This window comes from Hydrogenophaga taeniospiralis (genome assembly GCF_020510445.1).
GTDB lineage: Bacteria > Pseudomonadota > Gammaproteobacteria > Burkholderiales > Burkholderiaceae_C > Hydrogenophaga.
In genome coordinates this window covers 3,705,767-3,732,111 of sequence record NZ_JAHBAG010000001.1, presented here as the reverse complement: position 1 = coordinate 3,732,111, position 26,345 = coordinate 3,705,767, and the positions used below count along the sequence as shown (strand labels likewise).

The 26,345-nt window shown below is 63.7% G+C and carries 26 protein-coding genes; 13 read left to right on the top strand and 13 right to left on the bottom strand.

The window, feature by feature from the left end; genetic code table 11:
* Positions 1-47 precede the first annotated feature (47 nt).
* The 4 genes from KIH07_RS17930 to KIH07_RS17915 all read right to left on the bottom strand — a co-directional run bounded on the left by KIH07_RS17930 (position 48) and on the right by KIH07_RS17915 (position 2,924).
* The gene (locus KIH07_RS17930; RefSeq protein ID WP_226493268.1) at positions 48-851 is read right to left on the bottom strand and encodes an IclR family transcriptional regulator; all 804 of its coding nucleotides are present in this window, start codon (positions 849-851) and stop codon (positions 48-50) included.
* Between the two features lie 115 nt (positions 852-966).
* Positions 967-1,704, bottom strand: a complete 738-nt coding sequence (locus KIH07_RS17925; RefSeq protein ID WP_226493267.1) for an arginyltransferase — start codon at positions 1,702-1,704, stop codon at positions 967-969.
* On the bottom strand, positions 1,701-2,471 hold the full coding sequence (gene aat / locus KIH07_RS17920) for a leucyl/phenylalanyl-tRNA--protein transferase (RefSeq protein WP_226493266.1): 771 nt from the start codon (positions 2,469-2,471) through the stop codon (positions 1,701-1,703). The genes KIH07_RS17925 and aat overlap by 4 nt, the downstream gene beginning before the upstream one ends.
* A gap of 87 nt (positions 2,472-2,558) precedes the next feature.
* The gene (locus KIH07_RS17915) at positions 2,559-2,924 is read right to left on the bottom strand and encodes a VanZ family protein (protein WP_226493265.1); all 366 of its coding nucleotides are present in this window, start codon (positions 2,922-2,924) and stop codon (positions 2,559-2,561) included.
* Positions 2,925-3,209: 285 nt separating this feature from the next.
* On the opposite strand from KIH07_RS17915, the gene KIH07_RS17910 reads away from it, so the two are divergent.
* From KIH07_RS17910 to iolB, 12 genes are all read left to right on the top strand, one after another.
* Positions 3,210-4,505, top strand: a complete 1,296-nt coding sequence (locus KIH07_RS17910) for a tyrosine-type recombinase/integrase (RefSeq protein WP_226493264.1) — start codon at positions 3,210-3,212, stop codon at positions 4,503-4,505.
* Between the two features lie 185 nt (positions 4,506-4,690).
* Entirely contained in the window at positions 4,691-5,716 is a 1,026-nt protein-coding gene (locus tag KIH07_RS17905; protein ID WP_226493263.1) for a LacI family DNA-binding transcriptional regulator, read from the top strand.
* 203 nt (positions 5,717-5,919) lie between these two features.
* Positions 5,920-6,894, top strand: coding sequence for a sugar ABC transporter substrate-binding protein (locus KIH07_RS17900; RefSeq protein ID WP_226493262.1), 975 nt, complete (start codon positions 5,920-5,922; stop codon positions 6,892-6,894).
* Position 6,895: 1 nt separating this feature from the next.
* A complete protein-coding gene (locus KIH07_RS17895) occupies positions 6,896-7,951 on the top strand; it encodes an ABC transporter permease (RefSeq protein ID WP_226493261.1) in 1,056 nt (351 codons plus the stop codon).
* Positions 7,948-8,742: an ATP-binding cassette domain-containing protein gene (locus tag KIH07_RS17890; protein WP_226493260.1), complete on the top strand. Its 795-nt coding sequence runs from the start codon at positions 7,948-7,950 to the stop codon at positions 8,740-8,742. Before KIH07_RS17895 ends, KIH07_RS17890 begins: the two co-directional genes overlap by 4 nt.
* A 114-nt stretch (positions 8,743-8,856) precedes the next feature.
* Positions 8,857-10,029 carry a Gfo/Idh/MocA family protein gene (locus KIH07_RS17885; protein ID WP_226493259.1) on the top strand — a complete coding sequence of 391 codons (1,173 nt, stop codon included), beginning with the start codon at positions 8,857-8,859 and terminating at the stop codon, positions 10,027-10,029.
* Between the two features lie 39 nt (positions 10,030-10,068).
* Entirely contained in the window at positions 10,069-11,010 is a 942-nt protein-coding gene (locus KIH07_RS17880; protein ID WP_226493258.1) for a sugar phosphate isomerase/epimerase family protein, read from the top strand.
* A 16-nt stretch (positions 11,011-11,026) separates the two neighbouring features.
* A complete protein-coding gene (locus tag KIH07_RS17875; protein WP_226493257.1) occupies positions 11,027-11,932 on the top strand; it encodes a sugar phosphate isomerase/epimerase family protein in 906 nt (301 codons plus the stop codon).
* 2 nt (positions 11,933-11,934) lie between these two features.
* Positions 11,935-12,246, top strand: coding sequence for a MurR/RpiR family transcriptional regulator (locus KIH07_RS17870; protein ID WP_226493256.1), 312 nt, complete (start codon positions 11,935-11,937; stop codon positions 12,244-12,246).
* A gap of 153 nt (positions 12,247-12,399) precedes the next feature.
* Positions 12,400-14,355, top strand: a complete 1,956-nt coding sequence (locus KIH07_RS17865; protein ID WP_226494744.1) for a bifunctional 5-dehydro-2-deoxygluconokinase/5-dehydro-2-deoxyphosphogluconate aldolase — start codon at positions 12,400-12,402, stop codon at positions 14,353-14,355.
* A gap of 13 nt (positions 14,356-14,368) precedes the next feature.
* Entirely contained in the window at positions 14,369-16,246 is a 1,878-nt protein-coding gene (gene iolD, locus KIH07_RS17860) for a 3D-(3,5/4)-trihydroxycyclohexane-1,2-dione acylhydrolase (decyclizing) (RefSeq protein ID WP_226493255.1), read from the top strand.
* A gap of 27 nt (positions 16,247-16,273) precedes the next feature.
* A complete protein-coding gene (gene iolB / locus KIH07_RS17855) occupies positions 16,274-17,077 on the top strand; it encodes a 5-deoxy-glucuronate isomerase (RefSeq protein ID WP_226493254.1) in 804 nt (267 codons plus the stop codon).
* Between the two features lie 58 nt (positions 17,078-17,135).
* Here iolB and KIH07_RS17850 read toward each other — a convergent pair whose 3' ends face one another.
* The gene (locus KIH07_RS17850; RefSeq protein WP_226493253.1) at positions 17,136-18,122 is read right to left on the bottom strand and encodes a Bug family tripartite tricarboxylate transporter substrate binding protein; all 987 of its coding nucleotides are present in this window, start codon (positions 18,120-18,122) and stop codon (positions 17,136-17,138) included.
* Between the two features lie 225 nt (positions 18,123-18,347).
* Between KIH07_RS17850 and KIH07_RS17845 the strand changes: the two genes are divergently transcribed.
* On the top strand, positions 18,348-19,304 hold the full coding sequence (locus KIH07_RS17845; RefSeq protein ID WP_226493252.1) for a GntR family transcriptional regulator: 957 nt from the start codon (positions 18,348-18,350) through the stop codon (positions 19,302-19,304).
* Here the strand turns inward: KIH07_RS17845 and KIH07_RS17840 are convergent.
* From KIH07_RS17840 to KIH07_RS17805, 8 genes are all read right to left on the bottom strand, one after another.
* Complete coding sequence (locus tag KIH07_RS17840) at positions 19,301-19,879, bottom strand: chromate transporter (RefSeq protein ID WP_226493251.1); 579 nt, start codon at positions 19,877-19,879, stop codon at positions 19,301-19,303. The two genes, KIH07_RS17845 and KIH07_RS17840, sit on opposite strands and share 4 nt — an antisense overlap.
* Entirely contained in the window at positions 19,876-20,421 is a 546-nt protein-coding gene (locus tag KIH07_RS17835; protein ID WP_226493250.1) for a chromate transporter, read from the bottom strand. Before KIH07_RS17835 ends, KIH07_RS17840 begins: the two co-directional genes overlap by 4 nt.
* A gap of 85 nt (positions 20,422-20,506) precedes the next feature.
* Complete coding sequence (locus KIH07_RS17830) at positions 20,507-21,175, bottom strand: aspartate/glutamate racemase family protein (RefSeq protein WP_226493249.1); 669 nt, start codon at positions 21,173-21,175, stop codon at positions 20,507-20,509.
* Entirely contained in the window at positions 21,172-22,695 is a 1,524-nt protein-coding gene (locus KIH07_RS17825; protein WP_226493248.1) for a tripartite tricarboxylate transporter permease, read from the bottom strand. The genes KIH07_RS17830 and KIH07_RS17825 overlap by 4 nt, the downstream gene beginning before the upstream one ends.
* A gap of 15 nt (positions 22,696-22,710) precedes the next feature.
* Positions 22,711-23,175, bottom strand: coding sequence for a tripartite tricarboxylate transporter TctB family protein (locus tag KIH07_RS17820; RefSeq protein WP_226493247.1), 465 nt, complete (start codon positions 23,173-23,175; stop codon positions 22,711-22,713).
* Between the two features lie 111 nt (positions 23,176-23,286).
* Positions 23,287-24,285, bottom strand: a complete 999-nt coding sequence (locus KIH07_RS17815) for a Bug family tripartite tricarboxylate transporter substrate binding protein (protein WP_226493246.1) — start codon at positions 24,283-24,285, stop codon at positions 23,287-23,289.
* 271 nt (positions 24,286-24,556) lie between these two features.
* Entirely contained in the window at positions 24,557-25,537 is a 981-nt protein-coding gene (locus tag KIH07_RS17810; protein ID WP_226493245.1) for a Bug family tripartite tricarboxylate transporter substrate binding protein, read from the bottom strand.
* Between the two features lie 130 nt (positions 25,538-25,667).
* Positions 25,668-26,324: an aldolase gene (locus KIH07_RS17805; protein WP_226493244.1), complete on the bottom strand. Its 657-nt coding sequence runs from the start codon at positions 26,322-26,324 to the stop codon at positions 25,668-25,670.
* Positions 26,325-26,345 lie beyond the last annotated feature (21 nt).

The window sequence follows — 26,345 nt, the reverse complement described above, 5'->3', positions numbered from 1 at the left end:
CGATAAAAAAACGGTCCCTGTCGGACCGTTTTTTTTGAAAGAAGCATTCAGGGGCCGACCGGTGCCAGATTTTTGACGTTGGGGCAACCCAGTGCGGCAGATATCTCTGCCGCAGTGGAGCGCAGCCGGGGCACCCAGCTTTCATCGATGCGGTCGGCTGGTGCGGAAATCGAGAGGCCTGCCACGAGCTTGCATTGGTCGTCGTAGATGCCTGCCGCCATGCAGCGCACGCCCAGCTCCAGTTCTTCGTTGTCACGCGCCAGACCCGCTTGGCGGCACTGGATCAGTTCGCGCTCCAGCGTGGCCAGCTGGGTCAGGCTGTTTCGCGTATTGCCAGCCAGACCGGTGCGTGTGGCATAGGCACGCACGCGTTGCGGATCGTCAGCGGCCAGAAACAGCTTGCCGACGGAGGTGAGATGCAGTGGTGCCCGACCACCAATGGCGCGCACCACCTGCATGCCGGAGCGCTCACTGTAGGCCCGTTCCACATACACGATCTCGTCGCCCTGGCGAACACTCAGGTTGACCGGCTGTTGGATCAGCTTGTGCAGCTCGCGCATGGGCAGCAGCGCGGCATCGCGCACGCTCAGACGTGCCTTCACCAGATTGCCCAGCTCCAGCAGCCGCATGCCCAAACGGTAGCTGCCGGCTTCTGGTCTGTCCACAAAACGCCCGATGGTCAGGTCGTTGAGGATGCGGTGGGCTGTGGATGGGTGCAAGCCGGTCTTTTCGCTGATTTCCTTGAGTGAAACCGGCTCCTCGCGTGCGGCCAGCACCTCCAGCAGGTTGAACATGCGTTCGATCACCTGGACGGTGGGGGTGCTGGGCAGGTTGTCGGATCGTTTGGTCATGGGCTCAAATTGGGTTGAGCATATTTTACGAGATGAAATGACGTTTCCTGCCCGCTTCGGGCTGACGACGCGTTTCGATGATCAGGCAAGCGCCGCCCTCGTGGCGGCCGATGGCTCAGTCTCGAGCGATCCAGTGTCCATCTATGAGCACTTCGTGCGGACGGAACCCGGACTTGTAGCGCATTTTGTCGCTCTGGGCGATCCAGTAACCCAGATAGACATGGGGCAGGTTCAGGGTTCGGGATTGCTCGATCTGCCAGAGCACGCTGTACGTGCCGTAGCTCGCCTTGTCATCGGGCTCGTAGAACGTATAGACCGCCGAGAGGCCGTCGTTGAGCACGTCCACGATAGACACCATCTTGAGTTGCGGGGGGTGTCCGTTTCTGGCCGGTTCGTGAAACTCGATCAATCGCGAGTTGACGCGGCTTTGCAGGAGAAACTGGGTGTACTGGTCGATGCTGTCGTGATCCATGCCCCCGCCTGCGTGGCGGCTGTTCTGGTAGCGCAGGTACAACTGGTAGTGTTCCGGGACGAAGCACAATTTGAGCACCCGGGTCTGCAGGTGCGCATGGCTGGCCAGGCAGCGCCGCTGGCTGCGACTGGGGGCAAAGCGCTTCACCGGAACCCTCAACGGCACACAGGCCTGGCAGCCATCGCAGTACGGGCGGTAGGTGAACATGCCGCTGCGGCGAAAGCCGTGCGTGACCAGGTCCGAGTAAGCGTCGTTGTGGATCAGATGGCTCGGTGTGGCGACCTGCGAGCGGGCCTGATGCCCTTGCAGATAGCTGCAAGGGTAAGGCGCTGTGGCATAAAACTGCAGCGCCTGAAGAGGGAGTTCTTTGAGGTGCGTCACACTCGAATGCCGCCTTCATTCAGGATTTCCTCCCAGTATACGGGGAGGAAATCCCACTGCGGCGTTGCATGTTGGAGGGCCATGCGCAGGTGGCGGCAGAACGCTTCGCGCGGCATGAGCTCGCCACCCAATGAAGCCAGGTGGGAGGTGTCTTGCTGGCAATCAATCAAGGGCAGGGCATGGGCGCGACAGAAAGCCACCAGTGCCGCCAGCGCGATCTTTGAGGCATCGCTTTGCCGGCAGAACATGGACTCGCCATAAACCATGCCACCCAGATTGACGCAATAGAGGCCACCAGCGAGCTCACCGTCGATCCAGGTTTCCACGCTGTGGGCCATACCGGCGCGGTGCAGGCGGACATAGGCCTGAACCATGGGTGGCAGGATCCAGGAACCACTTTGTCCGGCGCGACGGGTGTGTGCGCAGGCCTGAATAATGCGCTCGAATCCGTGGTCGAACCGGATCTCCAGCCGCCCCGCCTTGAGCAGGGTTTTCAAGGTCTTGCGAAGGGAGCGGTGCAGCCGGAAGCGGCGACAGTGAAGCACCATGCGCGGGTCGGTGCTCCACCACAAGATGGGTTGCCCAGCGCTGTACCAGGGAAAGATGCCCTGCGAATAGGCGGCAATCAATGTGGGCACGTCCAGCACGCCGCCCGCAGCCAACAACCCTGGGGCGGGATCGGACGGACCCCAGGCGGTCTCAACGGGTGGAAACGACTGCCCAGGTTCCAGCCAGGGCAGCGTCCGGGTGGGCGGCGATTGCGTCATGCCCGTATTGTGCGCGGTTGCCCATGGTCGGTGCTGTCGAGCTTGTCAGGCCGTTGAGCATGCCGTGAAATCTGCAATGGCCCGTGTTCAGCCACCGGCGTGCGGTACACGCAAGCGAAGCAAACCCCAGAGCAGGACCCCTGTCGCAATGCCCAGGGCATCGGCCAGCAGATCCAGCCAGTCCCCATACCGCCAGCCGGTGGCCGACTGGATCATCTCGATGGCCCCACCGTACGCCAGCAGCCACAGGGCCAGGCGCCATGGGCGTGTGGGATAGGGCTGCAGACCCAGCAGAGCCAGGCCGGCAAAAGCCAGCGCATGCTGGGCCTTGTCCCAGACATTGAGCGTCTGGGGAGGCAGGAATTCGACGGGCATCAACGAGAGCACCGCCACGACAATCAGGCTGAGCCAGAAAACCGATCGCTTGATGGTCATCATGAGAGGGGTGGGCAAGGGCCAGGAGTGCGAGTGCGTGATGCCGCCAGAAACAACAAAGGCCTTCCGAAGAAGGCCTTTGTTGTTTAACGTGTTCTGGCTCCCCGACCTGGACTCGAACCAGGGACCTGCGGATTAACAGTCAGTATAAAACGGATTTTCTGGGACGCTATGGGGCTTCTTGGGACGAGATAAAACCATTCTAAATCAATGGGTTGAAAGAATTTGTTGTTTCATGCAGTCCCGCTGGGTAGCATTTGAGCTCAGGATTTTTCGGACACCAGTCGGACACGGAACACGCAAATGCCGCTCCTCACTGTTAGAGCGATTGAAACCCACAAAGCCAAAGCGCGGCCCTACAAGCTCACGCTCGACCGAGGCTTGCAGTTGCGCATCGCGCCAGATGGCGTTCGCACACTGCTGGTCCGATACACCGTCAAAGGCTCTGATGTTGAGCGCCAGTATCGATTGCCGCAGGAGTATGGGGAAGGTCCGGGCCAGATGAAGCTGGCCACGGCCTGTGCCGAGGCCGCACGCATCCGAGCGCTGGCTCGCGACGGCGTGGACTGGCCAGCCCAGGAGGAGGCGCGGCTGCGGGCTGAAGCAGCCGAGCGTGAGCAACTGGATCGGCAAGAAGGCATGACGCTGGCCAAGGCACTCCGCGAGTACGTTGACAAGAAGCGGCGGGCAAAGGACGGTCTGCCATTGAAAGCCCGCACTAGGGCAGACTACCTGGCAATGGTCGAACCGGGTGAAACAACCAAGAGGGGCAAAAAGCTGGCTGACGGATTGCTTTACCAACTCGCAGGCAAGCTGCTGGTGAAGCTCACCTCCGATGACATTCGGGACCAATACGCGTCCCTGCTTAAGAGGTCAAAGCGGCAAGCCGACTATGCGATGCAAGTGCTGCGCGCGGTGATGCGCTGGCATGGCATTGTGGTGCCAGGCAATCCGCTGGGCCGAGAGGCAGCGGGGCGGGATCGCATCGTTCTGGCTCCAGCAAAAGGGAACCCGGCTCCCATCCCTCCTGAACGACTCGGTGCTTGGTGGCGGGTGAGCGGCAAAGCCCCCTCACAGATAGCTGCGGACTACTACCGTTTTCAGTTGTTGACCGGTTGTCGTGGCGGCGAAATTCATGGCGACAAGCGCTACAACTACCCACCGATCAGGGTGGGGGATGTGGACTGTGACGCTGGAAAGGTCGTTCTTCGGGACACAAAGAACCGAAGCGACCACAAGCTGCTACTGGCGCGACAGGCGCTGGAAATCGCGGCCAAGCACTGCGCAGGCCGGAAACCCGACGAGGTCCTCTTCCCCATCACCGATGCGCGAAAGACCTTGAAGTGGATCAACGCGGAGGCAAAGACCAATGTGCAAGGACATGGCTTGCGCGACACCTTTGCCAGCATTGCTGAAGAGTTGGTCTCAGGTGGTTTGCTGAAGCGAATGTTGAACCACTCGGTCGCAGGGGATGTGACCTTGGGACACTACGTTGGCAAGAGCGAAGCACAGCTGCGCGCTGGCTGGCAGACAGTGGCTGACTTTATTGAGGCTGCTGCTGTGCTTCCGAACTCTGAAAAGACTGTGGCTTTGCGCTGAAAGAAGTGGATCCAGAGTTCCGTTGGATGCCAATCAAACTTCCAGTAGGGTGACATGAGCCCCCAACAGCCGTTCAAGTCGGAAGTCAGTGAAGGTGGCTTTTGACTCACGCCTAGAATTCGATGTGCTTCAACCAACTCGTGCTGAGCCCAGCTCGCGCTTCCATTCCAGTCTTGCAAAATGCTATGACCAAATCGGGCGCATCCTTCCGGAAAGTCACCGCCAGTGATGTTGCCGAGCGCGCGGGCGTGTCCAAGTGGACCGTCTCGCGGGCCTTCACCGATGGCGCCTCGATCGCCCCGGCCGTGCGCGAGAAAGTGCACCGCATTGCCGCCGAGCTGGGTTACAGCCCCAACCTGCTGGCGCGCAGCCTGGCCACGCGCAAGACCCACATCATCGGGCTGGTGGTCGACGAGATGGCCAGCAACCCGAACCAGCTGGCCCTGCTCAACGAGGTCACCCGGCAGCTGCAGCTCAAGGGCTACAGCTCGCTGCTGCTCAACATCAGCTCGGTCTACAGCTCGGCCGCCGCGCTGACGCTGGCCGACCAGCTGCAGATCGATGGCCTGCTGTTCCTGGGCGTGACCCTTACCGATGAGCTGGTCAACCTGGCGCGCAATATCAAGCACATCCCGCTGGTGGTGATGTTCCGCAATAGCGAAGACGCCGGCATCCCCTACGTCAGCACCGACGGATACCAGGCCGGCCAGGAGATCGCCCGGCTGTTCCTGGACCAGGGCTACCGCTCGATCGGCTACATGTCGGGTCCCACCTCCGCGGGCACCACGCTGCGGCGCTTCGAAGGGTTCAAGGAGGGCCTGCGCGCCGGGCAGGTGGCACTGCGCAACGTGCTGCACGCCGACCACTACGACCGCAGCTGCGGCATGCAGGCGCTGATGCGGCACTGGGAATCGACCCCGCGGCAGGAGCGCATCGAGGCGCTGTTCTGCGAGAACGACATCCTGGCCATCGGCGCGATGGACTGCCTGGTGGCCTGTCATGCGGCTCGCCGGATCGCCATCGTGGGCTTTGACGACATCGATATTGCCGCCTCGCCCAGCTACGAGCTCACCACCTTCCGCCAGCCGATGGAGTACCTGGTGACCGAGGCCGTCAACCGCCTGCTGGATCCGGCCGCTCGCACGGCCGACTCCTGCCTGGCACCGGGCATTCTGGTGCTGCGCGGATCGCACAAGCGCGATCCGGGCTGACCTGCCCTCTTTCCTGACCCCGAGGGAAAACCCCTAAACCAAGGTTTTGATTCTGCCGCTAAAGTGCTTGCACCCGGTTGCAATGCAATGCAAAAATCTGCTTGAAACAGCCACCGGGATAGCTTTTTAGAAGTAGCCGATCACCCACCATATCAACCTGAATCACAGGTTTTTCGCTCTTGACGAGCAGCAAGGAGACAAACATGATGTTTTTCAAACGCGTTTTGAAAGCGGTTGCAATTTCGGCGGCTTTTTGCGCCGTCTCGAGCTCGGCCCTGGCTGCGGGCGCCAAGATCATCGTGATCGGCGGCAAGGCCGATGACCCGTTCTGGTCCATCGTCAAGCGCGGCGCCGAGGCGGCCGGCATCGTGGTCAAGGCGCAAGGCGGTTCGGTGACCTGGCTGGGCCCGCAGAACTACGACAACCTCGGTCCCGACGCGGCGAACCTGATCCGCTCGGCCATCAGCCAGAAGCCGGATGCTATCGTTGGCCCCGACTGGGTGCCCGCCGCCATGGACGACGCCTTCAAGGAGGTCGTCAAGGCCGGCATCCCGCTGATCATCTACAACGCCGGCGGCAAGGCTGCGGCCGACAAGCTGGGTGCGCGCAACTACATCGGCAGCGACGAGTACGTGGCCGGCGTGGCGGGTGGCGCCAAGTTCGCCCAGGCAGGCGTGAAGAACGTGATCTGTGTGAACACCGTGCCTGGCGCGGCCAACCTGGAAGCGCGCTGTAAGGGCGTGGCTGACGGCATCGCCAAGGCCGGCGGCACCTCCAAGCAGCTGCCACTGCCGGCCACCAGCTTCGGCAACCCGACAGCGGTGGCCGAGGCCATCAAGGCCGCTCTGATGCGCGACAGTGCGATCCAGGGCGTGATCACCATCAGCGCAGGCGACGCCAACAGCGCCGCCACCGCGATCACGCAGACCGGCAGTAAAGTGAAGCTCGGCACCTTCGACATGGACCAGTCCACGCTGGACCGCATCAAGAAGGGATCGCAGCTGTTCGCCATCGACCAGCAGCCCTACCTGCAGGGCTTCCTGGCCGTGTCCCTGCTCAACAACTATGTGCAGTACGGCCTCGACGTGCCCACCAGCCCCATCCTGACCGGCCCCGGCATCGTGGACGCGACCAACATCGACGCCACCCTGGCGGGCGTGAAGGCCGGCGCGCGCTGACATGAACACCCTGACCCACCCAGTGGCGCCCACCATGACCACCCCTGCACCCGGTATTTCCCTCGGCAACCTGCTGCGCAGGCCCGAGACCGGCTCGATGATCGGCCTGGTCGTCGTGTTCGCCTTCTTCACCCTGTTCGGCGGCGAGAACTTCGTCACCGCCGGCGGCGTGGCGAGCTGGCTCAACGTCGCCGCTGCGCTGGGTATCGTGGCCCTGCCGGTCGGCCTGCTGATGATCGCCGGCCACCTGGACATCTCGATCGGTTCAATGATCCCAGCCTCGTCGATGATGGTGGCCATCGTCTCGGGGCACTTCGGTGCGCCGATCGCGGTCGGCATCGCGGCCTCGCTCGGTCTGGGCCTGTTGGTGGGTTTCATCAACGGCCTGCTGGTCATCCGAACGGCTGTACCGTCGCTGATCGTCACGCTGGCCACGCTCTTTGCCGTGGCAGGCTTGACGCTGGGGCTGTCGGTGCTGATCGCGGGCAGCACCAGTGTTCCCTTGGAGGCGGGCGATCTGGCCAAGGCGCTGCTGGGCCAGTTCGTGGCCGACAAATTCCAGGTAACGATCTTCTGGTGGCTGGCTGCGGCACTGGGGGTTGGCTTTGTGCTGCACCTTTCGCCGGTTGGGAACTGGCTGCTGGCGCTCGGCGGCGACAAGGACGGCGCCCGCAACGCCGGCATCCCGACCGACAGACTCACCATCGCGCTGTTCATGAGCAGCTCGGTCGCCGCGTCGTTCGTCGGCATGTCGCAGGCCATCCTCTACAACAGCGCGCAGGTTTCGGCCGGCATGTCCTTCATCTTCAACTCGATCATCTCGGTGGTGATCGGCGGCGTGCTGCTGACCGGGGGCTATGGTTCGGTGGTCGGTATCGTGCTGGGCACGTTGACCTTTGCCATCGTCAACCAAGGCATCTTCTTCACGGGATTCGATGCCAACTGGGCCAGCCTGATCATCGGCATCCTGCTGCTGGTCGCCGTGCTGATGAACAACACCTTCCGCAAGATGGCGCTGTCCAGCGCCCGCAGCACGAAAGGCGCGGTGAAGAAATGAGCGCTCCAATCCTCAAGCTCTCGCACGTCAACAAGTCCTTCGGCCCCATCGATGTGCTGCACGACATTTCGCTGGAGGTGCATGCTGGCGAAGTGCTGTGCCTGCTGGGCGACAACGGCGCCGGCAAGTCCACATTGATCAAGGTCCTCTCGGGTGTGCACCGCCCGACCTCCGGCACCCTGGAGATGGACGGCCAGGTGGTCGACTTCGCCAACCCCAAGGCAGCCAGCGACATGGGCATCGCCACGGTGCACCAATTCGGCGGCACCTTCCCGCTGATGAGCATCGGCCGTTGCTTCTTCGTCGGTGCCGAGCCGACCAAGTCCTGGGGGCCACTGAAAGTGTTCGACCGCAAGACCGCCAACGAGGTCGCGGTGAAAGCGGTGCGGGAGTTCGGCATCACCCGCATCGACGACGGCGACCGCCTGGTTGGCGGTCTCTCGGGCGGCGAGCGCCAGGCGCTGGCGATCGCCCGTGCCGTGTACTTCGGCGCCCGCGTGCTGATCCTCGACGAACCCACCGCCGCACTGGGCGTGAAGGAAGCGGCACACGTGCTGCGCATCGTGCTGCAGGCACGCAAGAAGGGCATCGCGGTCATCTTCATCACGCACCAGGTGGTGCACGCTTTGACGGTCGGGGACCACTTTGCCGTGCTGATCCGCGGCGCCAAGGCGGCCGATTTCCGCAAGGGCGAAAGAACCCGCGAGGAAGTCACCGACCTGATGGCCGGCGGCGAAACGATGGCAGAGCTGGAGGCGGAGATCGAACACGAGGCCGGCCTGGCCGCCTGACGCCGCCAGTACCCACGCCACGGGGACGCTTCCCCGTTTTTTTGAATTCTCTTTGCACCCGGTTGCATTTTTTCAACCCCCTCAATTTTTTTTAAACATCTCAAGGATTTACTCATGTTGAACGGAGAAAAGAAGACCGCCCGCCCACTGCGCTGGGGCATGGTCGGCGGCGGCCGCACCGGCCAGGTCGGCTACAAGCACCGCACCGGCGCGCTGCGCGACGGCACCTACCAGCTCGTCTGCGGTGCCTTTGACCTGGACGCCGAGCGCGGCCGCGACTTCGGCGTGAACCTGGGTGTGGCCGCCGAGCGCTGCTACGCCGACGTGCAGGCGCTGATCGCGGGTGAAAAGGGCCGCGCCGATGGCGTGGAGGTGGTGTCGGTCGCCACGCCCAACTTCACCCACTTCGAGATCACCAAGGCCCTGCTGAACGCCGGTATCCACGTGATCTGCGAGAAGCCGCTGTTCTTCACCGTCGCCGAGTGCGAAGAGGTCGAAAAGCTGGCCGCCGCCAAGGGCCTGATCGTCGGCGTGACCTATGGCTTCACCGGCCACCCGCTGGTGCACCAGATGGCCGCCATGGTCAAGAAGGGCCTGCTGGGCGACATCCGCATCGTCGACATGGCCTACACCCACGGCTTCAATTCGGGCGACGACTCCGGCGCGGGCGAAGCGCTCAAGTGGCGCACCAACCCGCGCACCGCCGGCCCGACCTTCGTGCTGGGCGACATCGGCACACACCTGTACTACCTGTCCGAAGTGGTGCTGCCGCACATGAAGATCGAGCGCCTGCTGTGCGACCGCAAGGCCTTCATCCCCACCCGCGCGCCGCTGGAAGACCACGCCACCGTGCTCATGCACTACGACAACGGCGCGCGCGGCCGCCTGTGGGTGTCGTCGGTGGACGCCGGCAACATGGGCTCGCAGCGCTACCGCTTCGTCGGCTCCAAGGCCAGCGTGTCCTGGTCCGATGCGCACCCCGACCAGCTGATCTACGAAGTGCAGGGCGAGCCCAACCGCATCCTGCACCACGGCATGCCCTACCTGGAAGCCGAGAGCCTGGCCGTGGACCGCATGGGCGCCTTGCACACCGAAGGCCTCGGCGACAGCTGGTCGAACATCTACCTGTGGATCGCTCAGGCCATCGACGCACGCCAGCGTGGCGACGACGCCTTCCTCAAGACCCACCACTACCCGGGCATCCAGGCCGGCACCGAAGGCGTGCGCTGGCTGGAAAACTGCGTGCGCTCGGCCGACGCCGGCGCCGCCTGGATCGACTTCCAGTAAATCCCCACATCCTCTTTTCTGATCCCAACGGAACCCGACATGAAACTCTCGATCTGCACCGACGTTTACAGCAACCTGAGCTACACCGACATGCTCGACCAGGTCCAGTCCCTGGGCGTCAACGCGGTGGAAATGACCGCCGGCGGCTGGGCCAGCTGCCCGCACGTCAAGACCCAGGAGCTGCTGGCCTCTGAAGACAAGCGCAAGGCCTTCCTGGCCGAACTGTCCAAACGCGGCATGGAAATCGCCGCCCTCAACTGCTCGGGCAACCCGCTGTGCCCGGGCGAAATGGGCGAGCAGCACACCGCCAGCACCTACGACACCATCCGCCTGGCCAGCCTGCTGGGCGTGCGCAAGGTCGTGATGATGTCCGGCTGCCCGGCCGGCGCCCCCGGCGACAAGACGCCCAACTGGATCACCTCCACCGTGTCGTGGCCTTCGTACATGGGCCCGGCGCTGGACTACCAGTGGAACGAGGTCGCCATTCCTTGGTGGAAGAAGTTCGTCGAGCACTGCAAGGCGCACGGTGTGGACCAGATCGCCATCGAGGAATTCCCCTGCATGCTGGTCTACAACCCGTCCACCCTGTGGCGCCTGCGCGAAGCCACCGACCCCATCGTCGGCATCAACCTTGACCCCTCGCATCTGATGGTCATGGGCGCCGAGCCCATCGCCTCGGCCCGCGCGCTCAAGGGTGCCATCCACCACATCCACGGCAAGGACGCCCGCGTCGAACGCGGCCTGGCCGACATCGACGGCGTGCTGGAAACCAAGCCCGTGACAGACGCGGCCAACCGCACCTGGAACTACGTGGCCGTGGGCTGTGGGCGCGACCTGCAATGGTGGAAAGAGTTCTTCTCGGTCTGCCGCATGATGGGTTACGACGGCTACGTGTCGCTGGAGATGGAAGACCTGACCATGTCGGTGGAAGCCGGCGTGCTGACCTCCATCGAAGCGCTCAAGCAGACCATCAGCCAGTGAGCAAGGAGGACCGGCCATGAAGATTGCCCTCGACCCGTACATGATCCGGCACCTGCCGCTGACCGAGCTGCCGTCGGCGGTGGCCGCGCTGGGCTACGACCAGATCGAACTCTCACCCCGCTCGGACTTCCTGGACTGGTGGGTCATGCCCCGTGCGACCAAGGAGCGCATGGCCGGCTTCAAGGCCGCGATGCGTTCGGCCGGCGTCGGCCTGGCCTCGCTGCAGCCCATGTACCGCTGGGCCAGCCCGTTCGAGGACGAGCGGACCTGGGCCATGCGCTGCTGGAAGAAGGCGATCGAGGTGGCGGTGGAGATGGACTGCCAACTCATGATCAGCGAGTTCGGTCGCGGCGCCTCGCCCGAGCGCTCGGTGGGTGAGCGCCCCGGCGCCAACACCAAGGAGATGTGCGAGGCCGCCTGGTTCCGCAGCATGGACGAGCTGCTGCCGATCTTCGAGAAGGAAGGCATCACCTTGTCGGTGGAGCCGCACCCCGAGGACTGGATCGAGACGCTGCAGCCGGCGGCCGACATCGTCAAGAACATCGGCTCCAAGGCGCTGAAGCTGTCCTACATCGCGCCGCACACCTTCTATTACGGCGACGACATGGCCGCCATGATCCGCGAGGCCGCCCCGGTGCTGGCCCATGTGCGCGTGGCCGACACCTTCAACCACAAGAAGAGCAGCCAGCTGCGCTACATCGTCAACCCGCCGGGCTCCACGCAGATCCGCGTGCACCAGCACCTGGACATGGGCCAGGGCGAGATCGACTGGGACGTCTTCTTCGGCACCCTGGCCGAGGTGCAGTTCGACGGCGTGATGTCGTCCTGCGTCTTCGCCTGGGAAGAGCGCGCTGACGACTCCAGCCGCTTCATGCGCACCGAGATCCAGCGCCAGATCGACCGGCACTTCGCACGGAGCTGAGCATGGCCCCCGAAACGGCGCCCGAATGGCCGGAAATCATTGTCCGCATCCGCAACGAATTGCACACGTTGACTCCTCAAAATCGCAAGGTGGCTATCTGCATCCTGCAAGACCCGATGCTGCTGGGGCTTTGTGGCATTGAAGACTTCTCGACCCGCAGTTCCGTCTCGGCTGCCAGCGTCGTCCGCTTCGCACAGTACATGGGCTTCAGCGGCTTCCGCGACATGCGACAGGCCTGCAAACAAGCGATCTTGCATCGGTTGCACTCTGCTGCTCGCACGAAGCGGCCTCAGCCCATCAGAGAACTCTCGTGACACACGGCAGGCTTTGTCAAGGCATCGATTTTTTTGGTGCATGCGGTTCCATGTGCCCTATGAGTAGTCGCTGCTGGCACAAAGACCCATTGGCATCCTGTTTGCAGCGAATCGAAACACCTGAACGAGTGAGCCTTATTCGGCAACACCATCATCATGAATCTGACATTTCCCGCTAACAGAGAGCACGACATCGCCTGCCTCGGACGTCTTGCTGTTGATTTGTACTCCGAACAATTCGGAAGTCGTCTTGAGGATGCCCGCAGCATGGCAAAGTACCTTGGCGGGAGCTCAGCCAATGTTGCATTCGGAGTCGCTCGCCTGGGGTTGCGCAGCGCGATGATTTCTCGAGTCGGCGACGAACATATGGGTCGATTTCTGATCGAGTCGTTGCAGCGCGAAGGCTGCGACACCAGCCAGGTGCAGATTGACAAGGAACGCCTCACTGCCCTGGTGCTGCTGGGCATCAAGGACCGCGACACCTTCCCGCTGCTGTTCGTGCGCGAGAACTGCGCCGACATGGCGCTGGACGCCGCCGCCATCGACGATGGCTTCATCGCCCAATGCCGCGCACTGGCCATCACCGGCACCCACCTGTCGACCGACGGTACCCGCGCCGCCGCCCACAAGGCGTTGCAGGCCGCGCGCCGCCACGGCACCGTGACCGTGCTGGACATCGACTACCGCCCGGTGCTCTGGGGCCTGACCGGCCGGGGCGCCGGTGAAAACCGCTACGTGGCCGACGCCGGCGTGACGCGCCAGCTGCAAGAATCGCTGCCGCTGTTCGACCTGCTGGTGGGCACTGAAGAAGAGTTCTTCATTGCCGGTGGTGTGGCGGACGACCTCATCGCCAGCCTGCGCGCCGTGCGCGCCCTGTGCCCGCAGGCCACGCTGGTGGTCAAGCGCGGCGCCCTGGGCTGTTGCGTGATCGAAGGCGCTGTGCCCGAGCACATCGACGCCGCGCCCACCTACCGGGGCGAACGCGTGGAGGTGCTCAACGTGCTGGGCGCGGGCGACGCTTTCCTCTCGGGTCTGATGGCCAGCCTGCTGCAGGGCAAGGACTGGGCCGAATCCACCCAGGTGGCCAACGCCTGCGGCGCCATCGTGGTTTCGCGCCACGCCTGTTCCGCCGCCATGCCCACGCCGGCCGAACTGGCCCACTGGTTCGGCGGCAGCCGCAACCCGAAGGTGGATGCTGACGAGCAGTTGGCCCACCTGCACCGCGTCACCGCCGCGCGCCCGAGCTGGGAAGAACTCTGTGTGATGGCTTTTGATCACAGGGCGCAGTTCACAGAGATGGTCAATGCTGTGGGTGTTTCCGGCGATCGGATTCCGCACTTGAAAGCGTTGCTCGTTAAGGCTACGGAGCTGGTCGAGGCGTCATGCAACCTGCATGAACACACGGGGGTTCTCATCGATGGCAGCGCCATGGGGTCCGATGCATTGGCACGGGCCACCGGCCGCGGCTGGTGGGTCGGACGTCCGGTGGAGCTACCTGGTTCTCGTCCGCTGCGCTTTGACGGCACCAGGTCCATAGGCAGTGCGCTTCGTCATTGGCCGACGGAACAGGTCGTCAAATGTCTGCTGCACTACCACCCCAACGACGATGAATCTTTGCGAGAAGAGCAAGAAAACACAGTGTTGGAGTTGTGGGAGGCCACGCGTGCCTCTGGCAATGAATTACTACTCGAAATCATTTTGCCCAAGGGCATGAGTGCTGCGGATAACGCAGATGGCGATGTTCTGCATGCGGTTGAGCGGTTCTACAACCTGGGCGTCAAGCCCGAATGGTGGAAGCTGGCGCCCATGCAGGAGCGGGGCTGGCGCGATCTGGAAGCGTTGATCGCCCAGCGCGACCGCCACTGTCGCGGCGCGGTCATCCTGGGCCTGAACCAGCCGCTGGCGTTTCTGGCCGCCAGTTTTGCCAACGCCACCAACCCCATCGTCAAGGGTTTCATGGTTGGTCGTACCCTGTGGGCCGATGCGTCCCTGAAATGGTTCAAGGGCGAGATCGACGACGCGGCCTTGGTGGACGAAGTCGCCCGCAACTTCGCGGTGCTGGTGGATGCGTGGAGAAGCCGTCACACTGCCCAACGCGCCGCAGCTTGACACGACAGAACCTATGAAAACCGTACGACTCACGATGGCGCAGGCGCTGGTGAAACACCTGGCTGCCCTGCGGATGGAGGTGGAGCACCTCGACGGCCACACTTCCATCGAGCCCTATTGCGGCGGCGTGTTCACCATCTTCGGCCACGGCAACGTGGCCGGGCTGGGGGAGGCCCTGGCGGCCGAACGCGACCACCTCACCACCTACCGCGCGCACAACGAACAGACCATGGCGCACGCCGCCATCGCGTTCAGCAAGGCCCAGTTCCGCCAGCGCATCATGGCCGTGTCCACCAGCATCGGACCGGGCGCGACCAACATGGTCACGGCGGCTGCGGTGGCGCACGTCAACCGCCTGCCGGTGCTGCTGCTGCCCGGTGACGTGTTCGCCACCCGCCGGCCCGACCCGGTGCTGCAGCAGATCGAAAGTTTCGGCCAGGGCGATATCAGCGCCAGCGACTGCTTCCGCCCGGTCACGCGCTACTTCGACCGCCTCACGCGACCCGAGCACATCCTCACCGCGTTGCCGCGCGCGATTCAGACGATGACGGACCCGGCCAACTGCGGCCCGGCCTGCCTCTCGCTGCCGCAGGACGTGCAGGCCATGGCCTTCGACTGCCCCGAGGATTTCCTGAGCCCCGGCGTGCTGCGTTTCCGCCGTCCGCCGGCGGACGAGCGCGAACTGGCCCACTCCGTCGCCCTGTTGCGCAGTGCGAAGCGTCCGCTGATCGTGGCCGGGGGCGGCGTGCTCTACAGCCGGGCCTGGGCCGCGCTGCGCGCCTTCGTCGACGCGCACGGCGTGCCCGTGGTCGAGTCGCACGGCGGCAAGAGCAGCCTGCCCTGGGACCACCCGCTCAACCTCGGCGCCATCGGTGTCGACGGCGTGTCCTGGGCCAACGACATGGCGCGCGAGGCCGACGTGGTGTTCGCGGTCGGCACCCGCCTGCAGGACTTCACCACCGGTTCACACGCGCTGTTCCCGCAAGCCAAGCTGCTGAGCCTGAACGTGCAGCCCTACGACGCCGGCAAGTGGAGCGGCGCCGCCCTGGTGGCCGATGCGCGCGTGGGCCTGGGCCAGCTCGAAGCCGGCCTCCATGATTGGGCCGCCGACGCCGCCTGGACCGCCCGCGCGAAGCAGCAGGCCGCAGCGGCCAACGCGCGCATCACCGAACTGACCACGAACGTGCCGAAGGACATGCTGCCCTACGACGCCGAGGTCATCGGCGCGGTGCGCGATTCGGCGCTGGAACTCGGCCTGGACAGCGGTACCCAAGACGTGGCGCTGTGTGCCGCCGGCACGCTGCCGGCCGAGCTGCACAAGCTCTGGCGCGCCAGCCTGCCCGGCAACTACCACATGGAATACGGCTACTCCTGTATGGGCTACGAGGTGGCCGGCGGCCTGGGCGTGAAGATGGCCCGGCCTGAGCAGGAATCCATCGTGCTGGTGGGCGACGGCTCCTACATGATGGCCAACTCCGAGCTGGCCACCTCGCTGCTGCTGGGGCAGAAGATGATCGTCGTGATCCTGGACAACCGGGGCTACGGCTGCATCGAGCGCCTGCAGATCAAGACCGGCAGCCCGGGCTTCAACAACATGCTCGACGACTGTGTGCCCGAAGGCGGCGAGCGCAGCACCATCGACTTCGCCATGCACGCCCGCGCCATGGGCGCCGACGCGGTGCACGTCAGGGACATCGCCGAACTCAAGGCCGCCATGGTCAAGGCCCGCCAGGCCAAGCGCACCCAGGTCATCGTCATCGACACCACCCACCACCGCATCACCGACGGTGGCTGCTGGTGGGAGGTCGCGGTGCCCGAGGTCTCGGGCCGCCGCGAGGTCAACGAGGCCCACGCCAGCTACGTCAAGGCGCAGACAGCGCAGCGCATCTGAGTTAGATCCCATTTGCTGGAGAACACAATGGTCAGTCCTCTGTTAGCCAAGGCCGTACCCACCGGGCGCGAGATCGTCAACGTCACTCCCGAGCGCGCCGGCTGGACCCACGTGGGGTTCCGCGCCCTTCGCCTGGCGGCGGGTGAATCGGAAGCCGTGGAAACCGGTGAGCGCGAACTGTGCCTGGTGGTGCTCACCGGCACAGTGGATGTCACCATCGACGGCGAGACTTACAGCCACCTGGGCACGCGCAACAGAGTGTTCGAAGACGTGTCGCCGGCGGCGGTGTACGTGCCCTCCGGCAAGACGGTGCAGATCCGCGCCGTGCGGGCGGCCGAGGTGGCGCTGTGCAGCGCGCCGGACGATGCGCGCAACCGCAAGGTGAGCGTGCTGGACCCGGCCAAGATGAAGCGCAGCGTGCGCGGCAAGGGCACGAACACGCGTTATGTCTGCGACATCCTGCCGCACGACGACCCGACCGCGGCGCACCTGCTGGTGGTGGAGGTGATGACCCCGGCCAGCCATTCCAGCAGCTACCCGCCGCACAAGCACGACCAGGAAACGCCGCCGACCGAGACCTTGCTGGAGGAGACGTACTACCACCGCCTCAACCCGCCGCAGGGCTTTGCCTTCCAGCGCGTCTACACCGACGACCGCAGCCTGGACGAAGCCTGCGCGGTGGAAGACCACGACGTGGTGATGGTGCCGCGCGGCTACCACCCTGTGGTCGCGCCGCACGGCTACGACCTGTACTACCTCAACGTGATGGCCGGCCCGAACCGCTTCTGGGTGTTCAAGAACGACCCCCAGCATGAGTGGATGCTGAAGTAGGCATCGCCGAGACACCGGCGCGCCTGAACCGATACGCATTCTTTGAAGGATTGACTGTTTACTCCGCAACGATCTTGGCGGTGGTGACGATGCGTTCGAACTGAGTGGACTCCTTCTTGATGAAGTCCTTGAACTGCTGCGGGCTCATGGGCGTGGGTTCGCAACCCTGTTCGCGCAGCTTCTTGGCCAGCTCGGGGTCTTTGAGGGCGGCGGTCACGGCGGCATTGAGCTTCTGCACCACAGCGTCGGGCGTGCCGGCGGGGGCGAACAGGCCAAACCAGTTTTCCAGTGCGTACTTGGCGAGCGGCTTGTGTTCGGCCAGGGCCGGCAGGTCGGGCGCGAACGAAGCGCGGGTGGGCGAGGTCACCGCGATCGGCTTGACCTTGCCGGCCTGGATGAAGGACTTGGCCGCCGTGTAGCTCACGAAGGTCATGTCCACCAGGCCGGAGGTTACGTCCACCAGCTGGGCCGCGGCGCCGCGGTAGGGGATGTGGACCATGAAGATGCCGCCCAGTTCTTCGAGCAATTCGCCATTGAGGTGCTGCGGGTTGCCCACGCCGCTGGTGGAATAGGACAACTTGCCCGGGTTCTTCTTGGCGTGGGCGATCAGCTCTTCGGTGTTCTTCACCGGCAGTTTGTTGGCCACCACCAGCACGTTGGGCACGCGCACCACCAGCGTGACCGGCACCAGATCCTTGGCCGGCTCGTACTGCATGCGGCCCTTGTAGACGAAGGGGTTGATGGCGGTTTCGCCGGCCGAACCCAGCAGCAGGGTGTGGCCGTCCGGCGCGGCCTTGACCACCGCCTGCGCGCCGATCATGCCGCTGCCGCCGGCCTTGTTTTCCACGATGACCGTGCCACCCAGCGTGGTGCGCAGCTTCTCGGCCAGCAGGCGGGCAGTGATGTCCACGCCGCCACCTGCGCCGAAGGGCACGACGATGGACACGTTGCGGGACGGGTAGTCCTGCGCCTGTGTGGGGCTGAGGGCGGCGATGCCCAGTGCGAGTCCGACGGCGCGAGCGAGCGGGTGCGATAGGGGCTTCATCGTAGATGCTTTTGGAAGGTTGAAAGTTGCATTTTAGTTTTATTAAATACAAAATAACTATGTGGAAAACCCGGGGTCTCATCCGTCCATGGCCTGCATTTATTGCATGAATTTCTGAATGCGAGCTCTCATTCGATACTTCTGGTGAGTGGCCTGTTGTTGCAAGGAGTTGTTTGATGCAATGTTTTTGGGTGACGACTATATGGGTTGATGCTCGAATGAAGGATGAAAATGCTCGCGCGCCAGATACTGGAAACCGTTCTTGATCAAGGGCTGGCCGAGGGTGCTCACCTGACGGCGGCCGCGTTGGCCGGGCGCCTGAAGGTGTCGCGCACCCCGGTCAGCCAGGCGCTGATCAGGCTGCAAGAAAAGGGCGTGGTGGTGCGTGAACCGAACCGCGGCTTCTTCCTCGCAGCGTCGTTGGATCGGGTCGCCACGTTGCTGGCGACGGAGTTCGGGGTCTCGCAGACCGACTGCTTGAGCGCGGCGTACTTTCAGCTGGCGGAAGACCGCCTCAATGGGGCCCTGCCCGACGAGGTGACCGAAGCTGAACTGAGGTCGAGGTACAGCCTCTCAGGCGGTCAGCTGCACACCCTGCTGCACCGGATTTCCGATGAAGGGTGGATGCAGAAACGCCCTGGCTACGGCTGGGACTTCAGTGCCATCCTGACCACCCCCGGCAGTCTGCTGAAGTCCTACCGGCTGCGCTTGGCGCTGGAGCCTGCCGCCTTGCTGGAGCCTGGCTACCACCTGGATCCCCAGGTGATCGCGCGCTTGCGCGCCACCGAGCGGCGACTGCTGAACGGTGGCATCGAAACCGCCACGCCCGAGGAGTTGCACGACCGGGGCGTGCTGTTTCACGAGGCCTTGGTGCAGGCTTCAGGAAACGCGTTCTTCATCGACGCTGTGCGTCGCGTCCACCGCCTGCGGCGCCTGTTGTCGTACCGGTCGATGAAGGACCGTGTGCGGTACGCGGCGCACTGCCAGCAGCACCTGGATATCCTGGATCTGATTGAAGCAGAGCGGCTATCGGACGCATCGGCCGCGATGAGCGAGCACCTGAACGCCACCATCAGAAACATGGAAAAAATCCGCGTCTTGCTCGGGCCGGAGGTGACGCCCCAGCCACGGCAGGCCGAAAGGTCGATCCCGCGGCGGAGCGCGCCGCTACGGGGCACTTAAACCAGGCCCAGCGCGCCAGCGGTGGCACCGGCGGCCAGCAGCAGCATCAGGTTCACGCGGGTTTTGAGCAGCAGCACGAACGCCGTCAGGCACAACACCGCCAGCGCCAGATCGTGCAAGGTCATGCTCTTGGAAGGGTAGACGTACACCGCCGACGAAAACAGCAGGGCCACCACCACCGGCGCAAGGCCGTTGTGGAAGGCTTTGACGCTGCGCACCTCATGGTGCCGCTCCATCCAGCGCGAGGCGTACAAGGCCAGCACCGAGCTGGGGCCCACCATGCACAGCAGGCACAGCGTTGCCACCAGCGGCGCGGCCCAGACACCCAGCGAAAGCGACGACGCGTACCAGCCCATCAGGGCCACGAACAGGATGTTGGGGCCCGGCGCAACCTGCGCCAGGGCCACGGAGTCGCTGAACTGCGACGCTGTGAGCCAGCGGCTTTCAAGCACCAGGAAGCGGTGCATGTCAGGCACCACGGCCATGCCACCGCCGACGGAGATGAGGGACAGCGTGGCGAAGTTCAGGCACAGGCTGGGCAGGTCGCTCCAGGCGAAGGCTTGGACGTTGGTCATCGTGCGCCTGGCTTCGGGTGGGCCCCAAGCCAGTAATAGGTCCAGGCCCAGGCGGTCAGACCCACGGAGCCCAGGATCCAGGGCAGGGGCCATCGCAGCACCAGCACCAGTGCCAGCGTGACCATGCCGCAGAACAGGCAGAAAAGCCGCCCGCCTGGATGCGCACGCATGGAGGGCAGCATCTTGGCCGCTGTGCTGGCGATCAACGCAGTGACCACGGCGGCGATGCCTTTGAGGGCACCCTGGACAGCGGCAATGGAGCCGTAGGACTCAAAGCCCACGGCCAGCAGCAGGACCAGAAGCAGAGGAAAAGTGAACAGGCCTGCCACCGCCACGGCGGCACCGGTCCAGCCAAAGAACCGGTCGCCTACCATCACCGACAGGTTGACCACATTGGGGCCAGGCAGCACGTGCGCCACCGCCCAGTCGGCCAGGAAGCGCTCCGGCGTCAACCAGGCCCGCTTCTCGACCAGCTCGCGCCGGGCGATGGCCATGACGCCACCAAAGCCCTGCATGGACAAGATGCTGAAGGCCAGGAACATTTGTGCCCGTGACTTTGGTTGGTGTTCCGACACTGACCCCCCTGCGTGCATCGATGTCCGTCCTGTTGGTCTGATGTGTATCGGATCAGCCGAGCTGCTTTTTGAGCAGCGCAACCGCCGCATCGGGCGAACTGAGCACCGGGCAGGCCAGCACCGACTGCACGGCATCGAGTGCTACGGATGTGGAGAACTGCGCCAGCATCACCGCATCGCAATGGGCCAGCTGTGAAGCGGCCTCGACCAGCAGCCGGTTGTGCCGCGCGGTATCGCCCGCGCGCGCGGCGTCCATGGCCTCGGGCACGCACACCGACTCGATGTCCACGTCGATGCCACGGCGTTTGGCCGCCGCTCGGAAGTCCCTCTCCATGTTGGGCACGGCCGGTGCAAAGGTGGCGAGCATGCCGATGCGGCGACCCGCTTCGAGGGCCAGGTCAAACATGGCCTGGTCTGGCTTGAGCACCGGAATGGGTGAGCACGCCGCCTTGGCCGCAATGGCATCACCAAAGGCCGAGCAGGTGAACAGCACGCCCTGGGCGCCGATGCCCACGGCGTGGTCGACTAGGCGGGCGATGCGTTCATGCAGCTCGGGCGTCAGCTGTCCGGCGCGCTCCAGGTCGGCCGGCAGGCCGTCGTCCAGCAGATTGCTGCGACGGGCCTGCGGCCACAGGCGCTTGAACGCCGCTTCCACCGGTGCCATGGCCACCGGGACCGCGTGAACGAGCACCACGCGGGGGGCTGCGTCCAGACCGATCATGCGTCTTCCACCAGGACGGTCTTGCCGCGCAGCTTCATCACCTGCGGAATGCCAACCCAGAGCACGGCGATTGTGAGGAACACGATCGACGCCGGATCCGAGAGGAATTGGAACCAGTCGCCGTTGTACAGGTTCATGCCCCGACGCAGGTTGTTCTCGATCAGGGGGCCGAGGATCAGCGCCAGCACCAGCGGCGCGATCGGGTAGTCGTTCTTGGCAAGGAAGTAGGCTGCGACACCGCTGGCGGTCATCAGCAACAAATTGAAGATGCTGACCTGCACCGCGTACACACCAAAGACCGAGATGGCCAGGATGCCCGGGATCAGATAGGTGGGCGGCGTCTCGATGACCTTGGCAAACACCTTGACCAGGGGCAGGTTGAGCACCAGCAGCATCACGTTGCCGACCAGCATGCTGGCGATCAGGCCCCAGGCGACTTGCGGGTGCTCCTGGAACAGCAGCGGCCCGGGGGTGATGTTGAACATGATCAGCGCGCCCATCAGCACAGCCGTGGTGCCGGTGCCGGGAATGCCGAGGGTCAGCAAGGGAATCATGGCGCCGCCGGCCGCAGCGTTGTTGGCGGCCTCGGGGGCGGCCACGCCTTCAATGGCACCTTTGCCAAAGTTCTTGCCGTTCTTGCTCAGCTTCTTTTCCACCGTGTAGGCCATGAACGAACACAACGTGGCGCCACTGCCAGGAATCAGGCCCTGGAAAAAGCCCAGCAGCGAGCCGCGCAGGATGGAGGGCGTGCTGTCTTTCAGGTCCTGTGCACTGGGCAGGAGGCTGCCCACCTTGATGGGTTCGCCGGAGGCGTAGTCACGGGTGATGATGGTCTTGAAGACTTCACCCAGGGCGAACATGCCGACCGCAAGCGTCAGGAATTCGATGCCGCTGTACAGCTCGGTGTAGCCGAAGGTCATGCGGGCAACACCCGAGATCGGGTCCACACCCACTGTGGACAGGATCAGTCCGCACTGTGTCATGACAAAGGCCTTGAGCTGCGACTTGGCCGCCAGACTGCTCAGTGCGCAGAGGCCCAGGATCATCAGCGAGAACTGGGCGGCAGGTCCGAACTTCAGCGACAACTCCGCCAGGGGAAGGGCCAGGAAGATCAGCCCGACACAGGCGATCAGACCGGCCACGAAAGAAGCGATCGCGCAGATGGCCAAAGCAACGCCTGCGCGGCCGTTCTTGGCCATCTGATAGCCGTCCAGGGTCGTGCACACCGAAGAGTTTTCGCCGGGTGTGTTGATCAGGATCGCGGTGGTCGAACCACCGTACATGGCGCCGTAGTACACACCGGCGAGCAGGATGATGGAACTGGTGGCTGCTTCGGCAGCGGGCATGCCGCTGGTGATGGAGGCGGTGACCGGAATGAGCAGCGCCACGCCGCTGATGGGGCCGATGCCCGGCAGAACGCCGACCAAGGTGCCCAGCAGGCAACCGATGAATGCGAACAGCAGGTTGATGGGTTGCAGCGCAACCCCCAGGCCCTGCGACAGGTATTGAAGAGCTTCCACGACGAGCCTTATGGGTTATTCAAGAAACGGCAAGGGGGGCAGGGAGCCCAGGGCGACCTTGACGTACAGCAGGTAGACGCCGCCTGAAAACGCGGCCGCAATGACCGCAGACTTGAGCAGGTGGCCGCGTTCCATCGTCTGGATGGCCGCCAGCAGGAACAGGAAAGTGGAAATCACGTAACCCAGCGGCTCCAGCAGCAGGGTGTAGGCCACCAAGAGACCCACGAGAATCAGAAACTTCGTGTAGGCGCTGCTGGCTCCACTGTCTTCGTCGTCAGTGCTTTTGCGGCCGGCAGGCTGCTTTCGCATGACCGTGACCAGGTTCAGCCCGGCGGTGAAGACCAGCGCGAGGGCCAGCACCCGGGGCAGAACCTCCGGGCCAATGTTGCCGCTGGTCAATTCGGTGGTCATGGTGTCGGAATGCCAATACAGCGCGACTCCCAGGACCACCAGAATCAGGTTGAATACTCGATCAAACATGGACTGGATCCTCAAACTTCATGCGCCATCGGCGCCAGAAACACATGACAGCCCCAGCGCTGTCCAGCGCTGGGGCTCGTCAAACACAGATATGCAGAGGTTCGGACCGCCTTACTTGGCCATGCCGAGTTCTTTGTAGCTGTCGGTGTAGTCGCCCAGTTCTTCCTTCAGGTGGGCATAGAAGCCTTTGGCGTCCTTGTACTCATTGAGGACGCCTTGCTTCTTGAGCTCCTCTTTCCACTCTGGCGTTGCCACCAGCTCGGCCACCTTCTTGCCCCAATAGGCTTTTGCCGCGGGTGAGACATCCTTGCCGACAAACACGCCACGCCAGTTGGCGGTGGTGACGTCGAAGCCTTGTTCCTTGTAGGTGGGAACGCTCTTCATCACGTCGTCTTCTGCCAGACGAGTGGGAGAGGAAACGCCCAGCACACGGACCTTGCCAGCTTGCACGTATTGCTTGATGGAGGACACATCGGATGTCATGGCTTCGCCGTGACCACCGAGGAGAGCCGTGAGCGCCTCACCGCCGTTGTTGTACGAGTTGTACTTGAAGGCCTTGGTGTCCACACCGGCCTTGCGCACCACCAGGATGGTGTTCAGGTGGTCCCAGGTGCCGGGGGCACCGCCGCCCAGGAATTGCACGCTGGCCGGGTTGGCCTTGACCGCATCCACCAGCTCTTTGAGGGTCTTGAACTTGGAGTCGGCGCGCACGGCGATCACGCCGTAGTCGACTTGCAGCATGGCCAGGGGGTAAATCTGGTCCGGGCCGATGGGGCTGTTGCCGTCGCGCTTGATGTGGTTGAGGATGAACGGGGTCGACGCAATCATCAGCTTGTGATCGTTGCGCGCTTCCTTGGTGGCGAACTCCACCGTACCTGTGACCTGGCCGCCGCCGGGTTTGTTTTCGACCGTGATCGGCTGGGTCACGATTTTCTTGGCGTCGAACACCTTGGCCATGGTGCGCGCCACCATGTCCAGGCCGCCGCCTGCACCGGCCGGCGCCACGATGGTCACTTGCTTGTTCGGGGCCCAGTCTTGGGCATAAGCGCCAGTTGAAACAAACAGCGCCGGGATGATGGAAATCAGGTAGCGCCTGGTCCAAGTCTTCATTTGATGTACCTCTGAACGGTGGATAGATAGGGTCACCGGTATGGACCGGTCAGGACAGTCGGGCAGAGCCTTCGGGATACGTTGAGTATGCGCAAAGCCATCTGTACGAATCGTCTCAAGCAATGATAAAACACATACTTGTCTTGTTTACTCATGGAAAACACCAAGAAAATTGTTCCAAGAAAATATTAGAAACATAAAGTGCGTTTTCTTAGCGGGCGTGGGAGCGGTTCGTTTGGCCCGCGAAATTGCACGGACCACCCTGGCTGGGTCAGGGGGAGATCTTTTTGTCGCGAATCAGCCGGCCCCATCGGTACGACTCTGCCGACATGAAGGCGTCGAAGTGCATGGGCGGTCCAGCACCCAGCTCGTTCCCTTGGCGGGTGATGACCGATCCGACATCGGGCTGGGAAAAAGAGAACTGCAGAGCCTGGTTCAACCGTTCGATGACCGCATCGGGGGTACCCGATGGCGCCACCAGTCCCAGCCAGTTCGATACCTCCAGGCCATCGATGCCCAGTTCCCGAAACGTCGGGACGTTTGGCAAGACCGGCGAGCGGCGACGGCTGGCCACTGCCAACACCTTGATCTTGGGGGGGGCCTCCGCCAGCAAAGCCATGGCCGACGGCACGCCGTCGAACTTGAAGTTCACCTGTTTCTGGATCAGGGCGTCCGTGGCTTTGCCGCCGCCGTCAAAAGGCACATGCTGCGCAGTGAAGCCCACCTGCTGCTCCAGCAGCTCGACCGCCAGGTGAAAAGATCCGCCGACACCAGCCGAGGCATACCGCAGTCTGCGCGGGGTTGTCTTCGCTTTGTCCAGCAGCGCCTGGGCGCTGGAGACGTCGGCGTCGGCGGCGACCACCAGCACCAGGGGGCCGCGCTCGATCATTCCGATGGCCCGCAAGTCCGTTCTGGGGTTGAAGGGGAGCCCGGGATGGAGGTGGCGGTTGACGGTCATCGGAGCCAGGTTGCCGAGCCCGAAGGTGTAGCCGTCGGGACGTGCCTTGGCAATGAGGTCTGTGCCCTTGTTTCCACCGTCACCGGCGTGGTTGACCACCTGCACAGGCTGGCCGAGATGGGTTGCCATGTGCCGGGCAATCTGCCGGGCACGCGTGTCCGAGCTGCCGCCCTCAGAGTAAGGAACGATGAGCGTGAGCCCTCTGTTCGGGAACGTGTCGGCTGCGAATCCAGTGCCCATCAAGGCGCACAGCAGTCCAGCCAAAATGCTGCGCGCACGTGCGGCGTTCATCATGCTTGTCTCCTCTTCTGGGAATCCGTCGGGGGGTTGGCGCGGCCCTCTTTGGGGTCTGCGCTGAAGGTATCGGTGAAACAGGCCGACTGGACCTGTTCCCGATGGGGCAACCGTCTGCTGCGGCGCGGCTTTACCAGCTGGCGCCGAAATGTTCTCGGAGTTCGGCGATCGCCTCTTCGCTCAGTGGGACTGGCTTGGGACTGGCCAGCATCCAGAGCTTGGCGGTTTCTTCCAGTTCTTCCAGCGTGGCCATGGCGGCTGCGGGCGAGCTGTGCCAGACATTTGGACCGAGCCGGTCCAGCATCACGGCACGAATCTTTCGCCCTGCTGCTCCATGCTTGGCAACTGCCTGTGCCACCAGTTGACCAACCCTGGGGTCACCAGGTCGGTGGTAAGGGATCAGTGGCACATGACCAACCTTCATCACAAAGTACGGCGTGATGGGGGGGAGCAACTCGTCCTGGGTCCAGGCACTGGTCAGGCTGGTGCCCACCAGGTGGGTCGAATGCGTGTGGATGACGGACATCGCCTCGGGCTCTGCTGCATAAATGCTTCGGTGGAGCACCAGCGTCTTGCTGGCCCGCTGGCCACTGATCTGTGTCCCATCGAGCGCCACCTTGGCCAGCGCCTCAGGCTCAAGAAATCCAAGGCAGGCGTCGGTGGGCGTGATGAGAAAGCCGTCCGCCAGGCGGGCACTGATATTGCCCGCCGTGGCATGCACATAACCGCGGTCAAACAGACTCTTGCCGACCCGGCAGATCTCGGTGCGAAGTTCGGCTTCGGTCACAGCGGCATCTCCTGTCCAGCG

What these genes read in the sequence shown, in the direction of transcription:
- KIH07_RS17930 (WP_226493268.1), bottom strand. Translation starts at nt 851, where the DNA reads ATGACCAAACGATCCGACAACCTGCCCAGCACCCCCACCGTCCAGGTG.
- aat (WP_226493266.1), bottom strand. Translation starts at nt 2,471, where the DNA reads ATGACGCAATCGCCGCCCACCCGGACGCTGCCCTGGCTGGAACCTGGG.
- KIH07_RS17910 (WP_226493264.1), top strand. Translation starts at nt 3,210, where the DNA reads ATGCCGCTCCTCACTGTTAGAGCGATTGAAACCCACAAAGCCAAAGCG.
- KIH07_RS17905 (WP_226493263.1), top strand. Translation starts at nt 4,691, where the DNA reads ATGACCAAATCGGGCGCATCCTTCCGGAAAGTCACCGCCAGTGATGTT.
- KIH07_RS17900 (WP_226493262.1), top strand. Translation starts at nt 5,920, where the DNA reads ATGATGTTTTTCAAACGCGTTTTGAAAGCGGTTGCAATTTCGGCGGCT.
- KIH07_RS17895 (WP_226493261.1), top strand. Translation starts at nt 6,896, where the DNA reads ATGAACACCCTGACCCACCCAGTGGCGCCCACCATGACCACCCCTGCA.
- KIH07_RS17890 (WP_226493260.1), top strand. Translation starts at nt 7,948, where the DNA reads ATGAGCGCTCCAATCCTCAAGCTCTCGCACGTCAACAAGTCCTTCGGC.
- KIH07_RS17885 (WP_226493259.1), top strand. Translation starts at nt 8,857, where the DNA reads ATGTTGAACGGAGAAAAGAAGACCGCCCGCCCACTGCGCTGGGGCATG.
- KIH07_RS17880 (WP_226493258.1), top strand. Translation starts at nt 10,069, where the DNA reads ATGAAACTCTCGATCTGCACCGACGTTTACAGCAACCTGAGCTACACC.
- KIH07_RS17875 (WP_226493257.1), top strand. Translation starts at nt 11,027, where the DNA reads ATGAAGATTGCCCTCGACCCGTACATGATCCGGCACCTGCCGCTGACC.
- KIH07_RS17870 (WP_226493256.1), top strand. Translation starts at nt 11,935, where the DNA reads ATGGCCCCCGAAACGGCGCCCGAATGGCCGGAAATCATTGTCCGCATC.
- iolD (WP_226493255.1), top strand. Translation starts at nt 14,369, where the DNA reads ATGAAAACCGTACGACTCACGATGGCGCAGGCGCTGGTGAAACACCTG.
- iolB (WP_226493254.1), top strand. Translation starts at nt 16,274, where the DNA reads ATGGTCAGTCCTCTGTTAGCCAAGGCCGTACCCACCGGGCGCGAGATC.
- KIH07_RS17850 (WP_226493253.1), bottom strand. Translation starts at nt 18,122, where the DNA reads ATGAAGCCCCTATCGCACCCGCTCGCTCGCGCCGTCGGACTCGCACTG.
- KIH07_RS17845 (WP_226493252.1), top strand. Translation starts at nt 18,348, where the DNA reads ATGAAAATGCTCGCGCGCCAGATACTGGAAACCGTTCTTGATCAAGGG.
- KIH07_RS17840 (WP_226493251.1), bottom strand. Translation starts at nt 19,879, where the DNA reads ATGACCAACGTCCAAGCCTTCGCCTGGAGCGACCTGCCCAGCCTGTGC.
- KIH07_RS17835 (WP_226493250.1), bottom strand. Translation starts at nt 20,421, where the DNA reads ATGTTCCTGGCCTTCAGCATCTTGTCCATGCAGGGCTTTGGTGGCGTC.
- KIH07_RS17830 (WP_226493249.1), bottom strand. Translation starts at nt 21,175, where the DNA reads ATGATCGGTCTGGACGCAGCCCCCCGCGTGGTGCTCGTTCACGCGGTC.
- KIH07_RS17820 (WP_226493247.1), bottom strand. Translation starts at nt 23,175, where the DNA reads ATGTTTGATCGAGTATTCAACCTGATTCTGGTGGTCCTGGGAGTCGCG.
- KIH07_RS17815 (WP_226493246.1), bottom strand. Translation starts at nt 24,285, where the DNA reads ATGAAGACTTGGACCAGGCGCTACCTGATTTCCATCATCCCGGCGCTG.
- KIH07_RS17810 (WP_226493245.1), bottom strand. Translation starts at nt 25,537, where the DNA reads ATGATGAACGCCGCACGTGCGCGCAGCATTTTGGCTGGACTGCTGTGC.